Source organism: Cryocola sp. 340MFSha3.1, from assembly GCF_000383315.1.
GTDB lineage: Bacteria > Actinomycetota > Actinomycetes > Actinomycetales > Microbacteriaceae > Leifsonia.
Genome location: NZ_KB911088.1, coordinates 973,540 through 985,819, shown reverse-complemented (window position 1 = coordinate 985,819; position 12,280 = coordinate 973,540). Strand labels below are relative to the sequence as shown.

13 protein-coding genes are annotated in these 12,280 nt (G+C 68.7%); 3 read left to right on the top strand and 10 right to left on the bottom strand.

Translation table 11 applies throughout. The features are described from left to right. Positions 1–29 precede the first annotated feature (29 nt). Entirely contained in the window at positions 30–446 is a 417-nt protein-coding gene (locus tag H284_RS0115795) for a PIN domain-containing protein (RefSeq protein WP_020076998.1), read from the bottom strand. Next, on the bottom strand, positions 443–655 hold the full coding sequence (locus H284_RS0115790) for a hypothetical protein (RefSeq protein ID WP_020076997.1): 213 nt from the start codon (positions 653–655) through the stop codon (positions 443–445). The genes H284_RS0115795 and H284_RS0115790 overlap by 4 nt, the downstream gene beginning before the upstream one ends. 73 nt (positions 656–728) lie before the next feature. Between H284_RS0115790 and purU the strand changes: the two genes are divergently transcribed. Genes purU through nagA form a run of 3 tightly spaced genes read left to right on the top strand, consistent with a single transcriptional unit; the run spans position 729 to position 3,173 of the window. Then, complete coding sequence (purU, locus tag H284_RS0115785; protein ID WP_020076996.1) at positions 729–1,592, top strand: formyltetrahydrofolate deformylase; 864 nt, start codon at positions 729–731, stop codon at positions 1,590–1,592. A gap of 43 nt (positions 1,593–1,635) precedes the next feature. Further along, entirely contained in the window at positions 1,636–1,998 is a 363-nt protein-coding gene (locus H284_RS0115780) for a YrdB family protein (RefSeq protein WP_231371257.1), read from the top strand. Continuing rightward, positions 1,995–3,173, top strand: a complete 1,179-nt coding sequence (nagA, locus tag H284_RS0115775) for an N-acetylglucosamine-6-phosphate deacetylase (protein ID WP_020076994.1) — start codon at positions 1,995–1,997, stop codon at positions 3,171–3,173. The genes H284_RS0115780 and nagA overlap by 4 nt, the downstream gene beginning before the upstream one ends. Positions 3,174–3,300: 127 nt before the next feature. Here the strand turns inward: nagA and nagB are convergent, their stop codons facing one another. From nagB to H284_RS20940, 8 genes are all read right to left on the bottom strand, one after another. Then, positions 3,301–4,086, bottom strand: a complete 786-nt coding sequence (nagB, locus tag H284_RS0115770; protein ID WP_018191869.1) for a glucosamine-6-phosphate deaminase — start codon at positions 4,084–4,086, stop codon at positions 3,301–3,303. A gap of 10 nt (positions 4,087–4,096) precedes the next feature. Further along, the gene (locus H284_RS20340; protein WP_353597590.1) at positions 4,097–4,981 is read right to left on the bottom strand and encodes an ROK family protein; all 885 of its coding nucleotides are present in this window, start codon (positions 4,979–4,981) and stop codon (positions 4,097–4,099) included. Beyond that, positions 4,978–6,561 carry a glycoside hydrolase family 3 protein gene (locus tag H284_RS0115760; RefSeq protein ID WP_020076993.1) on the bottom strand — a complete coding sequence of 528 codons (1,584 nt, stop codon included), beginning with the start codon at positions 6,559–6,561 and terminating at the stop codon, positions 4,978–4,980. Before H284_RS0115760 ends, H284_RS20340 begins: the two co-directional genes overlap by 4 nt. Further along, positions 6,558–7,451, bottom strand: coding sequence for a carbohydrate ABC transporter permease (locus H284_RS0115755; RefSeq protein ID WP_018191872.1), 894 nt, complete (start codon positions 7,449–7,451; stop codon positions 6,558–6,560). Before H284_RS0115755 ends, H284_RS0115760 begins: the two co-directional genes overlap by 4 nt. After that, positions 7,448–8,404 (bottom strand): carbohydrate ABC transporter permease, encoded by a 957-nt coding sequence (locus H284_RS0115750; RefSeq protein WP_020076992.1) that lies wholly within the window; start codon positions 8,402–8,404, stop codon positions 7,448–7,450. The genes H284_RS0115755 and H284_RS0115750 overlap by 4 nt, the downstream gene beginning before the upstream one ends. Positions 8,405–8,496: 92 nt before the next feature. Next, entirely contained in the window at positions 8,497–9,846 is a 1,350-nt protein-coding gene (locus H284_RS0115745; RefSeq protein ID WP_020076991.1) for an extracellular solute-binding protein, read from the bottom strand. 81 nt (positions 9,847–9,927) lie between these two features. Continuing rightward, positions 9,928–11,112 carry an ROK family transcriptional regulator gene (locus H284_RS0115740; protein ID WP_020076990.1) on the bottom strand — a complete coding sequence of 395 codons (1,185 nt, stop codon included), beginning with the start codon at positions 11,110–11,112 and terminating at the stop codon, positions 9,928–9,930. A 336-nt stretch (positions 11,113–11,448) separates the two neighbouring features. Then, on the bottom strand, positions 11,449–12,252 hold the full coding sequence (locus H284_RS20940; protein WP_155885506.1) for a hypothetical protein: 804 nt from the start codon (positions 12,250–12,252) through the stop codon (positions 11,449–11,451). Between the last annotated feature and the right edge of the window lie 28 nt (positions 12,253–12,280).

Below are 12,280 nucleotides of genomic sequence, written 5' to 3'. Positions count from 1 at the left end.
CCCGCCCCGGCGCGTCAACCGGAGCGGGCTCAGGCGGCCCAAGGATCGATGACGGGGACGCCGACGTCGGCGAAATCCTTGTCGCGAGTCGCCACAGCGTCGGCTTCGGCGGCGACCGCGGTGGCAGCGATCATCGCATCCGCCAGCGCGATCGGGCGGCCTGCCGCGAAACGGAGAGACGTGATGTTCGCGCATTCGGTCGCCGCGAGCACACCGAACGGGAGAGTGCGCGGACGGAAGTGGTCGAGCACGCCGAGAATGAGGTTGGCTCTGTCTTCTGCCCGGAAGCCGTCACCCATTCGGTTCGCACCGGTGAGCATCTCTGCCACGGTCACCGTGGTGATGAACAATTCGCTGTCGAGACGTGAGTCGATCCACGAGATCACCCGCGGGTTCGGCCACGGTTGGATCAACTCGGAGACCACGTTCGTGTCGAGCACGATCATTGGTCGAGCGCTTCGACTCGGTTCCGGATGTACCGCACCATTCCGAGCTTCCGAACGCCCGGTCGGGGGTCGACGGGCTGGCCGACAGCCGCCTGGGCGATGATGTACGCGAGCTCGTCGATCACCGTGCGACGGGAGTGGTCGGCCAGACGCTCGATCACCTGGTACATGTCTTCATCGATGCCGACAGTGACGCTTACCTGTTTCATCGCGGTTGCCTCCTAATGCAGACATATTTTGGATATCAACCAAGGCTATCACCCCGACCGCTACCCTGATCTGGTGACCGACTCCTCCGCCTCCAACCACTGGGTGCTCACCTTCAGCTGCTCCGACCGCCCCGGGATCGTGCACGCGGTCAGCGGCGCGATCGTCGCCGCGCGCGGCAACATCACCGAGAGCCAGCAGTTCGCGAGCACCGACACCGGCCGCTTCTTCATGCGGCTGCAGGTGGAGTCGGCGGCGGGACGCGACGAGTTCGAGCGTGCGCTCGCCCCGGTCGTCGAGGAGTTCGGGATGACGCACCGGGTCGACAACGTCGGCCGTCCGCTCCGGACGCTGGTACTCGTGTCCAAGGCCGCGCACTGCCTCAACGACCTGCTCTTCCGCCAGCGCGCCGGCCAGCTGCCGGTGGAGATCCCGCTCGTGCTCTCCAACCACGACACCCTGAGCGACCTGGCCGGGTTCTACGGCGTCCCCTTCGAGTCGCGGGTCGTCACCGACCCGGATTCTAAGGCGGCGTTCGAGCAGCGCATCGTCGACGCGGTCGACGAGCACGACATCGAGCTGGTGGTGCTCGCCCGGTACATGCAGATCCTCTCGCCGGAGCTGTGCGAGCGCCTCGCCGGGCGCGCGATCAACATCCACCACTCGTTCCTCCCCGGCTTCAAAGGCGCCAACCCGTACCGCCAGGCGCACGCGCGCGGCGTGAAGCTGATCGGAGCGACCGCCCACTTCGTCACCAGCGACCTCGACGAAGGGCCGATCATCGAGCAGAACGTCGTCCGGGTCGACCACAGCAACACCGTGCAGGAGCTGGTGGCGATCGGACAGGACGAGGAGAGCCGGACGCTGACGCAAGCCGTGAAGTGGTTCGCCGAAGACCGCGTGCTGCTCGACGGCGCGCGCACCATCATCTTCCGTTGAGCCGCGCTGTCTCAGCCCCACGGCGCGTCGGTAGACTGCCGTGGTGACCTCAGCACCCGACCAGCACGCCCGGCTCACGGTGGGGCCGAACGACATCCTGCGCTTCGTCCTGGAGCTGTTCGCCATCGTCTCGCTCGGCATCTGGGGGTTCCTGGCCTGGCCGCTGCCGTGGAACATCCTCGTCGGTATCGGCGCTCCGGTCGTGGCCATCCTGCTGTGGGCGCTGTTCCGCTCGCCGCGCGCGGTGCTGCGCGTCGACCCGTTCGTGAAGGCGATCGTCGAGATCGTCGTGATGGGCTCCGCGGCGTTCGCCTGGTGGGATCTCGGCCAGCCGGTCGTCGCCATCGTCTTCGCGGTGATCGCGACCATCAGCGGCGTGATCAACGGACGGCGCGAGTTCTCATGAGCGGCCTCGTCATCCACAGCGCCCGCAAGGTGGATGCGGATGGGCTGGTCGACGACTTCTGGCTCGCCATCGATGGAGCGCACATCACCGCGACCGGCACCGGATCGGGTTGGCGCGAGGCGCTGCGCGGCACGGACGACGACGCCTCATCGACCGCCGAGCCGCACGTCATCGACGCGCACGGTCACTGGCTGACCCCGGGCTTCATCGACCTGCACTGCCACGGCGGTGGAGGCCACCCCTACGACGACGGCATCGACCAGATGCGTGCCGCCCTCGCGACGCACCGCGCGCACGGCACGACCCGCTCCCTGATCTCGCACGTCGCGAACCCACTGGCCTCGCTGCGCGAGAGCCTCGCCGTCGTCGCCGAGCTGACGGCAAGCGACCCGCTCGTGCTCGGGTCGCACCTGGAGGGCCCGTTCCTCGCGCCGGAGCGACGCGGAGCGCACGACGCCCGTTTCCTCCGCGACCCCGAGCCGGAGGCCGTCGAGGAGCTCATCGCCGCCGCCCACGGAACCCTCCGGACCGCGACCATCGCGCCGGAACTGCCCAACGCCCTGGAGGCGATCGGCGTGCTGATCGAGGCCGGTGCGGTCGTCGGCGTCGGCCACACGACCGCCGGGTACGCCGAAGCGGCCCGCGCCTTCGAGGTCGGCGCGCGGTTGCTGACGCACGCGTTCAACGCGATGCCGGGCATCCACCACCGGGCGCCCGGTCCCGTCCTGGCCGCGATCGACAACCCCGAGGTCACGCTCGAGCTCATCCTCGACGGGCTGCACGTCGACCCGACCGTCGGGGCGATGCTGTTCCGCGAGGCGCCGGGGCGCGTCGCGCTCGTGACCGACGCGATGGCTGCGGCCGGCGCCACTGACGGTGACTACCGACTCGGCGGCCTCAACGTGACCGTCCACAACGGATTGGCCGTGCTCTCCGGCACCGACACGATCGCCGGCTCGACACTGACGCAGGATGTCGCGCTGCGGAACGCCGTCACGCTCGCCGGGCTCGATCCGGTCACCGCGGTCGCCGCCCTGACGCGGACCCCCGCGCACGTGCTCGGCGAGGGTCACCGCCTCGGACGGCTGCACGCCGGTTACGTGGCCGACGCAGTCCTCCTCGACCACGACTGGCGTGTCACGGCCGTCGTTGCCGACGGCGCCCCGCTCGCCTGACCGCGCCCGATCCCCCAACGTCCGCGCGCGCCCAACTCCCCCGCCGTCGAGTACGCGAACTTTGCACGCCCCGGCGGCGTTTCGCGTACAGTTTGTGCGGACTCGACGGTGGGGCGGGCCGGGAGGGTCAGAGGGTCTGCCAGGAGGGCTTGTTCGCGTAGGCGTAGCGGTAGTAGTCGAGGTTGCGCAGGCGGGAGGCCGCCGGCTCGTCCACGAGGACCGTCACGTGCGGGTGCAGCTGGATGGCGGAGCCTGGGTTCGAGGCCGATACCGGACCCTCCACCGCACCCGCCAGGGCCTCCGCCTTGCCCTCGCCGAACGCCAGCAGCATCAGATGCCGCGCGCGCAGGATGGTCGACAGCCCCTGCGTGATGCAGTGCATCGGCACGTCGTCCTCCGACGCGAAGAAGCGGGCGTTGTCCTTGCGGGTCTGCTCGGTCAGCGTCTTCACGCGAGTCACCGACGCGAACGACGAGCCGGGCTCGTTGAACCCGATGTGGCCGTCGGTCCCGATGCCGAGGAGCTGCACATCCACTCCCCCTGACTCGGCGATCGCTTTCTCGTAATCGGCTCCGGCGTGCTCGATGCCGTCGAGCGACCCGTTGGGCACGTGGATGAGCGACGGCGTCAGCCCGAGCGGCTCGACGACCTCGCGCGTGATCACCGCACGGTACGACTCGGGATGCCCGGCCGGCAGGCCCACGTACTCGTCGAGCGCGTAGCCGCGCACGTGGGACACATCCACACCGCGCTCGTGGATGCCGCGCTCGAGCGCCCGGTAGACCGCCAGCGGGGTGGACCCGGTCGCGAGGCCCAGCACCGCGTCGGGCTTGGCGGCGATCAGATCGAGGATGCTGCGCGCGGCGAGCTCGCCCGCAGCGTCCTGGTCGCGGACGACGACGATTTCGGCCATCAGTTCTCTCCTACGAGTGCCGCGCCCAGCGCGGCGACGGGGGTGCCTTCGGGAACGAGGCGCACCCTCCGGGCAGGTCGAGCGACGCCAGGAACGGCGACGTGCGCTCCCAGTCGTGCAGCACCTCGTGGACGTCGTCGAGCAGGCGCGTCCCCAGGTGGCTCAGACCGCCGCCGATGACGACGGTGCCGACATCGACGGTGAGCACGAGGACGCGCACCGCTGAGGCGATGCCCGCAGCCAGCCTAGCCGTGATCGCGCGGGCGACGGGGTCGCCGTCGTCCGCCGCGGCGAACACCGCGCGCACCGGCAGCGGGTCGTCGGTCGGCCACTGGCGGGCGACGCCCGATCCGCTCGCGACGGTCTCCAGACAGCCGCGCTGGCCGCAGGCGCAGAGGGCTCCCTGCGGGTCGACGGGCAGGTGGCCGATCTCGCCGGCGATACCGGTGCTCCCGCGCCAGAGCCGTCCGTCGACGACGATGCCGGCGGCCATCCCGGTCCCGAGGTTGAGGAACGCCATGGTGCCGGTCAGGCCGAGCAGGTGGTACGCACCCAGAGCGGCGGCCTTCACGTCGTTCTCGACACGGACGCCGACGCCGAGGCGGCCGGCGAGCATCCCGCCGAGTTCCAGCTGCTCGAGCCCCAGGTTGACCGCGTGCGCGACCTGTCCGGAGACGGTGTCGACCATCCCGGGCACGCCGATCCCGATCGACTGGAAGCCGCCCGGTGCGAGGCCGGTCAGCTCGCCGATGCGCGACACAGCGGCCACGGCAGTCTCGACGACGGCGTCATGCCCGAATCCGGTCGCCAGACGCACCCGCTGGGTGAGCGCGCCGAGCTCATCGACGGCGACCGCGTCGGTCTTGGTGCCGCCGATGTCGATCCCGAGCCTCACGTCCGGCGTCCGAGCAGTTCGAGGAGGGCGCGACCGACCAGGCGGGAGGCGCCGAAGGTGGCGATGTCGGCATACGCGCGGTCGTCACTGGGCCAGCCCATATCGACGACCAGCACGCGCTCACGTTCGGCGCGCAGCCGGTCGATGGCGGCTCGGGCGAACGCGTGCCGGTGGTTGTCCTTGCCGATGACGAGCACCGGGGACTGCGCGGCGAGCACCAGGTCGGGGTGGTCGTTCTCGGTGAACACGACCGCCGGGTTGGCGGTGAATGCTGCGGCCCACGCGGTTCGGGGGTCAGCCTCGACCTCGGAGAACGGCCCCCAGGGCGCCGTCCCGACCGCGATGTTGGCGACTGTGTCGATACGGACGACCGAGTACCGTCCGCCGCCGTTCTCCCGCAGCCACTCGCGCGCGTGCTCGCTCACGTCGAACGCGCGCTCCGCCGCCGCGACATCCGCCTCCCGCACCTGGCTCTGTCCCACCGTCGAGTCCGCAAACTTTGCACGCTCATCCGGCGCGTCGTGTGCAGAATTCGCGGACTCGACGGTGGGCGGAGCGGGCAGGAGGGAACGGGCGAGGGTGCGGACGCGGGCGGCCGCAGCGGAGATGCGGGCTGCGGGAAGGCGGCCCGCCGCAACGGCGTCGGCGATCGCCTGCTCGATCGTGGCGAGTTCCTCGTCGGTGTTCTCGGTGCCGATGCACAGCAGGTCGCAGCCGGCGGCGAGCGCCAGCACCGCCGCCTCCGGGATGCCGCGCTCACCGCTGGCGCCCTGCATGTCGAGCGCGTCGCTGACGACGACGCCGTCGAAGCCGAGCTCGCCGCGCAGCATCCCCTCGATGATCGCGGGGCTGAGCGTGGCCGGGTGCACCGCATCCAGCTGCGGGAGCAGGATGTGCGACGTCATGACCGCCCGGGCGCCCGCGTCGATCACGGCGCGGAACGGGACGAGCTCCCGCTCGCGCAGCTGCCGCGGCGACAGGTCGACGACGGGCAGCTCGAGGTGGGAATCGGTTCCGGTGTCACCGTGCCCGGGGAAGTGCTTGGCGGCGACCGCGACGCCGGCGGACTGCAGCCCACGGGTCCACGCGGCGCCGTGCTCGGCGACCACCTCGGGCGTCGAGCCGAAGCTCCGCACGCCGATCACCGGGTTGTCCGGGTTGGAGTTGATGTCGATGTCCGGGGCGAAGTCGAGGTTCACGCCCGCACGCCGCAGCTCCTGGCCGACCCGGTGCGCCACGCGCTCGGTGTAGCCGGCATCGCCGAGGCGGCCCAGGATGGCGTTGCCCGGGTAGGGCGAACCGCTCCCGTAGTACAGCCGGGTGACGTCGCCTCCCTCTTCGTCGATCGCGACCACCGCATCCGGGTTGGCCGCGTAGATCGCGTCGGTCAGCGCGCGCAGCTGCTCCGCGGTGGCGATGTTCTGCCCGAACAGGCACACGCCGCCGAGGCCGCCGCGCAGGCGCTCCTCGAGCCATGCGGGCAGCGTCGTCCCGACGAACCCGGGCAGCAGCGTCGCCGCGATGCTGCGGCGGAGGTCCGGATCGGCGACGGCGGTGTGGGCGACGGACGCGCCGCTCACCCCTTCACCGCCCCGCTGACCAGGCCGCTGGTCATCCGGCCCTGCACGATGAGGAAGAAGATGATGACCGGCACCGCCACGAGCGTGGAGGCGGCCATGACCTGTCCCCAGTCGGTCGCCCGCGACGCGGACTGCTGCACGAACCCGCGCAGCCACAGCGGGAGGGTCGCGCTGCTCGACTGCGGGAGGATGACGAGCGCCACCGTGAACTCGTTCCAGGCCTGCAGGAAGGCGTAGACGCCGGAGGCGACCAGCCCCGGGGCGAGCAATGGGAAGGTGATCCGGAGGAACGCCTGCGTCCGGCTGAGGCCGTCCACCATGGCGGCCTCTTCGAGGTCGGCGGGGATGCCGGCGACGAAGCCGCGCAGCATCCAGATCGTGAAGGGCACGACGGCGGCGATGTAGAGGATGCTGACCCCGACGACCGTGTTGAGCAGGCCCAGGGTGCCCATCAGCTTGTACTGGGCGATGAACAGTCCCTCGGCCGGGAGCATCTGGATCAGCAGCACGGCGAGCACGAACGAGCGACGCCCGCGGAACTTGAACCGGCTGATCGCGAGCGCGGCCAGGAACGCGAACGCCAGGCAGCACACCACGGTGATGAGGGCGACGGCGACGCTCATCCCGAGGGCCGGGAAGAACGTCCCGCCCTCGACGACCGCGGAGAAGTTGTCGAAGGATCCGCCGAACGGCAGCCACGTCGGCGTGGTGTTCTGCAGGATGACGTTCGGCAGCAGCGACGAGTTCACCATCCAGTACACCGGGAACACCCACACCAGGGCGAGCACGATGCCGAGCGCGCCGAGCAGCACGCGGGAGGCGCGGATGCGCCGGCGGGTCCGGGGCCGCGCCGTGACGGCGGCGGGCCGGGTCGAGGTCGCGGTGGTCACGATTCGTCCTCCTTGAGCAGGGAGCGCACGTAGAACCAGCTGAGCGCGACGGTGAGCACGAGCACGAAGACGCTGACGGCGCTCGCCATCGCGAAGTCGCTCGATCCGACGCCGAGCTGGTAGATGTAGGTGCCGAGCAGGTTGGTCTCGCTGGCGATGGAGCCCTTGTCCTGCAGCAGCTTGATCTGCGCGAAGACGCGCAGGTCCCAGATGATCTGCAGCAGCAGGACGATGCCGAGCACGGGCCGGATGATCGGCAGGATGATGTAGCGCAGCCGCTGCCATCCCCGCGCGCCGTCCATCTGCGCGGCCTCGACGACCTCCGTGGAGACCTGGGTCAGTCCGGCGTAGACGGAGAACGCGACGAAGGGCACGCTCATCCACGTCACGATCACCATCGCGACGAAGAAGAAGGAGAGCGGGTTCTGCAGCCAGTTGTGGTCCTGGAAGTCGAGCCCCCACGAGGTGAGCACGTAGTTGACGACGCCACGGCGCCAGTCGAACAGCCAGTTCCAGACGGTCATGGCCGCGACGACCGGCATCGCCCAGGCGAGCAGCAGGGAGACCTGCAGGATGATGCGCACGACCTTGTTGACCGCGTTCATCAGCAGCGCCATCCCGACGCCGATGACGACCGTGACGAAGGCGGTGACCAGGCAGAAGGCGATCGAACGGCCGACGACGACCCAGGTGTAACCGTCGGAGAAGAGCGTGATGTAGTTCTCGAACCAGACGAACTCGGCCGGTTTGCCGAACTGCTGGGCGAGTCCGAAGTGCTGCATCGACGTGATCAGCTGCCACACGATCGGGTAGCCGAGCGCGACGAGCAGGATGAGGATGGCCGGGAGCAGCAGGGAGTACGGCGTGAGCTTCCCTCGGCGGCGGCGCGGTGCGTCCCGCGCCGGTGCCGGTGGTGTCGCGAGGGCGAGGCGGGTGTCCTCGGTGGCGGTCACGGGCGTCCTCCTTTCTGTGTTGCGGAGTCAGTCTGAGGGCAGCGACGAGGGCGCGGAAGGGGTGCCTCCGCGCCCTCGCCGATCGCTGAGCGCTAGCTCTTGACGTTGAGCAGCGCGTCGATCTTCTTGTCGTACTCCTGCGCGAGCGCCTTCAGGTCGGACGCGTCACGGATCTTGGAGAAGAACTCCTCCATCACGTTGCCCGCCTCGACCGAGGCCCAGCCGGGTGCGGCCGGAGTCAGCTTCGAGTTGGATGCCGACTCGATGAGCGCCTTCGCGAACTGGTCGTCGCCGAGCGAGGAGGTGTACTTCTCGTTCGCCGGGCCCAGGCCGTTCTTGCCGAGCATCTCCTGGTACTCCTTGGAGAAGATGATCTTCAGGAGGGTCTTCGACAGCCCCGGCTCCTTGGTCTTCGCCGAGATGCCGATGTTGGAGCCGCCCGCGAACACGGGGGCCGGCTTGCCGTCGTTGCCCGGGAGCACGAAGGTGCCGAATGTGGCGTCGTTCCAGGTGCGCGTCGGCTTGCCGTCGTCGCCCTTCCCGAGGTCGCCGATCGACCAGTGCGCCCATCCCGGAGCCATGATGGTGGCCGCCGCGAGGGAGGTGTCACCGGTCTTGTTGCCGTCGGCGTCGAGCGTCTGGTCGGTGTCGTTGAGGTAGATGTACTGGTTCGAGTCCTTGGCGTCGTTGGGCGCCTTGGATGCGTTCTTGTACAGGTCCTGGAGCTGCTGGAGGCCCTTCAGCGACTCCTCCGACTCGAGGGTGGCCTTCCACTTGTCGCCGTCCTTCTTGGCGATGTCCCCGCCGTTGGCGAAGACCCAGGAGATGCCGTCGCGCCAGTCCTGGCCGCCGAGGAAGAAGCCGGAGAAGTTGTTGATCCCCTTCGGGTTCTTCGCCGTGATGTCGGCCACGTTCGTGTTGAACTGGTCCAGCGTCGTGGGGACGCTGACCCCGGCGGCCTGGTAGATGTCCTTGCGGTAGAACATGTAGCGCGACCCGAAGTAGTAGGGCAGCGTGTAGTTCTTGCCGTCGACCTTTCCGGCCTCGACGAAGGACTGCAGCAGGTCGCTCCCGCCGAGGTCCTTGTACATGTCGGAGATGTCGAGGAAGGCGCCTACGTTGGTGAAGGTGGGCGACTGGGTGTTGCCCATCTCGGTCACATCGGGCGTGTTGTTGGCGTCCGGGAGGGCCGTGGTGAGCTTGGTGACGATGTCTCCCCAGTCCTGCTGCTCGATCTTGAGGGTCGCTCCGGTCTCCTTGTTGAACTCCGTCTTGAGGTAGTCGCGGAGCTTGTCCGGGGTGTCGGAGCCGACGAGCCACAGAGTGACCGTCTTGCCCTTGCCGTCGGTGCTCGCGGCGGTCGAGCCTCCCGAGGCGCATCCGGCGAGCACGAGAGCGGAAGCTGTTGCCACAGCGGCGAGGCCGACGAGCTTTCTCTTCATTGCTGGTTCCTTTCGTAGTGGTCAGTGGCTGCAGGTGCAGCACACCGTCGGTGCAGGGGTCGTGGTTCGGGTGGTGCTGTGTTAAGAGACCCCGAGTTGTCCGGAGAGGACGAGTACGGCCGCGCCGCGGAGGACGATGTCCTGCCCCTGCGTGGTCATCCGGAGGGACAGGTCGGCATGGTTCTGGGCCATGGTCCGGTTCCGGAGCGTGTGGACGGTCGCCTCGGCGAGGGGGCCGTCGAGCAGTTCGGTCGGGCCGCTGAGCACGATCTCCGACAGGTTGAGCGCGCCGACGACGGGCGCGAGGGCGATGCCGAGCCGCTGCCCCGCCTCGCGGAGGATCGGCGTCGCGTCGACGCCGGCGGCCTCTGCCTCGCGGATGCCGCGCTGCAGTTGCGGGACGCTGAGCCAGTGCTCGAGCACCTGGTCGCGGTTGTACGTGGTCTCGAGGCCCAGGTCGGTCCCGACCATGACCTGCCCGATCTCGCCCGCCGCGAAGTGGCTGCCGTAGACGAGCGCGCCGGCGACGAGGAGGCCCGCGCCGATACCGTGGCCGACGCGGATGAGCATCATGTCGCCCGGGGCTCCGCCGTACGTGTGCTCGGCGAGCGCTGCGGCGTTGGCGTCGTTGGCGACGACGACGGGCAGACCGGTGCGTGCCGCGAGGCGTTGCTGCAGCGGGAGGTCGTCCCAGCCGAGGTTCGGCGCCGTCAGGATGGTGCCGGTCAGGTCGACGACACCGGGTGAGCCCACGCCCATCCCGAGGACGGGTGCGGTGGTGGCGGCGACCAGCCGGTCGACCAGCGCGTCGACCTTGGCGGCTGCGGACTCGCCGGTGGCGGATTCGCCGCCCTCGCCGTCCGCGAGCATGACCTCTGCCCTGGCCAGGATGCGCCCGTCCAGGTCCATGACCGCGCCGCGGAAACGGTCGTGGTCGCTGAGGTCCACTCCGATGATCTGGTGCGCGGCGCGGTCGATGTCGAGGAGGACGGCAGGCTTGCCGGGTCGCGCCGACTCCCGCTGGCCCAGCTCGATGACGAGCCCTTCGGCGAGCAGCTCGGCGACCAGGTCGGAGACCGTCACCCGGGTGAGCCCCGTCTCCCGGGCGAGGTCTGCGCGACTGCGCTGGCCATCCCGATACAGGGTCTGGAGCACGAGCGACCGGTTGTGGCTGCGAGCGTGCTCGGGGAGCACCTTGGCGCGCGGCCGGAGTGCCCGCCCCGGGGCCAGTCCCCCGGCGCTTCCCTGCACCTCGGTCGTCGTCATGTTTGTTAGTAAAGCTTACGAACAAATGAATTGCAAGAGACGAAACGAAGTTGTTACACCGGCGATGCGAGGCGGCGAACAGCGCGTCCATCCCTCCAGCGTCGGACCTTTCGAGCAGCCAGAGGCCTCTGTTGCACCGACGCGTCTGAGCGACCGCCCACACAGCAACGCTCGCCGCGACCTGGACCTTGCACGCGTGAATCCCAATGGCTAACGGCCGCAGCCCGTCTCATCAGCCTTCCCGACGAGCCACGGATGTCCTTTGAAGACTGGGGCACGACGCCTCGCCGTTTGAGCATGCGCGCTGTGGGCGGGCGGAAAGGCGATTGTGCTAACTCAGGATGCGAACTCCGTCGGCACGACGCTTCCACCGCCTTCATGTGTGCGATGTACAACGACTCGCTCATACTCAACGTGACCGAGCTCGATTCGAGCACGCCTGATGCGACTCACCACGTCGGCGTACTCCTCATTCATTTCAATGACGGCCTTCGTTAGGGCCTCAGTCTGACGCCTTCTCCAAAATTGAATGCGTAGGAACGAAAAGCGAAACTGGTCTCGCCGCGCGCGCCAGAGCGACGGCATCTCCGGCGGCGAAAGCCAATCTGCCAGCGGCACATCCCACCAAGTAGGGTCGCCTACGAACGCCGGGGCACCTATCCGGTCTCGCTCCACAAGGATGTGGGTGATCAGCTCTGCTCCGGTGTCATTCGCCCAACGCCCGTGGTGATATATCGCTAACAGAGACGATAAACAGTCGAGGGTCACCGTCAACTGCTCGACTCGGCGCCACTCTTGTTCCTCAGTGGTCGGATGATCTTGGCCGATGGAGATCATTCGCTCAACGAACCAGGTCGACACTAATATCAGGTCGCCAGCGTGAAGGCTCGGAGTCAGGTTCAAGGAAAACGTAGCTTTCGCCGTAGTGAGGCGCGCGCGTTCGTCCAGGAGGCTGGAACTGGGATCCGTCACCCCTGCCTCCACGTACGCGACACTTGCGCGAAGTAGAGACTCAAACTCGATCCGACGCAGTTCTCTTCGACGGGATCGCCAGTTGAAAATGCGCTCCGCAATAAACACCCCAATTGCTACCGTCGCCGCGATGAGCGCGGTGGTCAAAGCAGCCGCCGAAGAATCCATCTCAAGACCGTATCAGCGCGCCCAATAC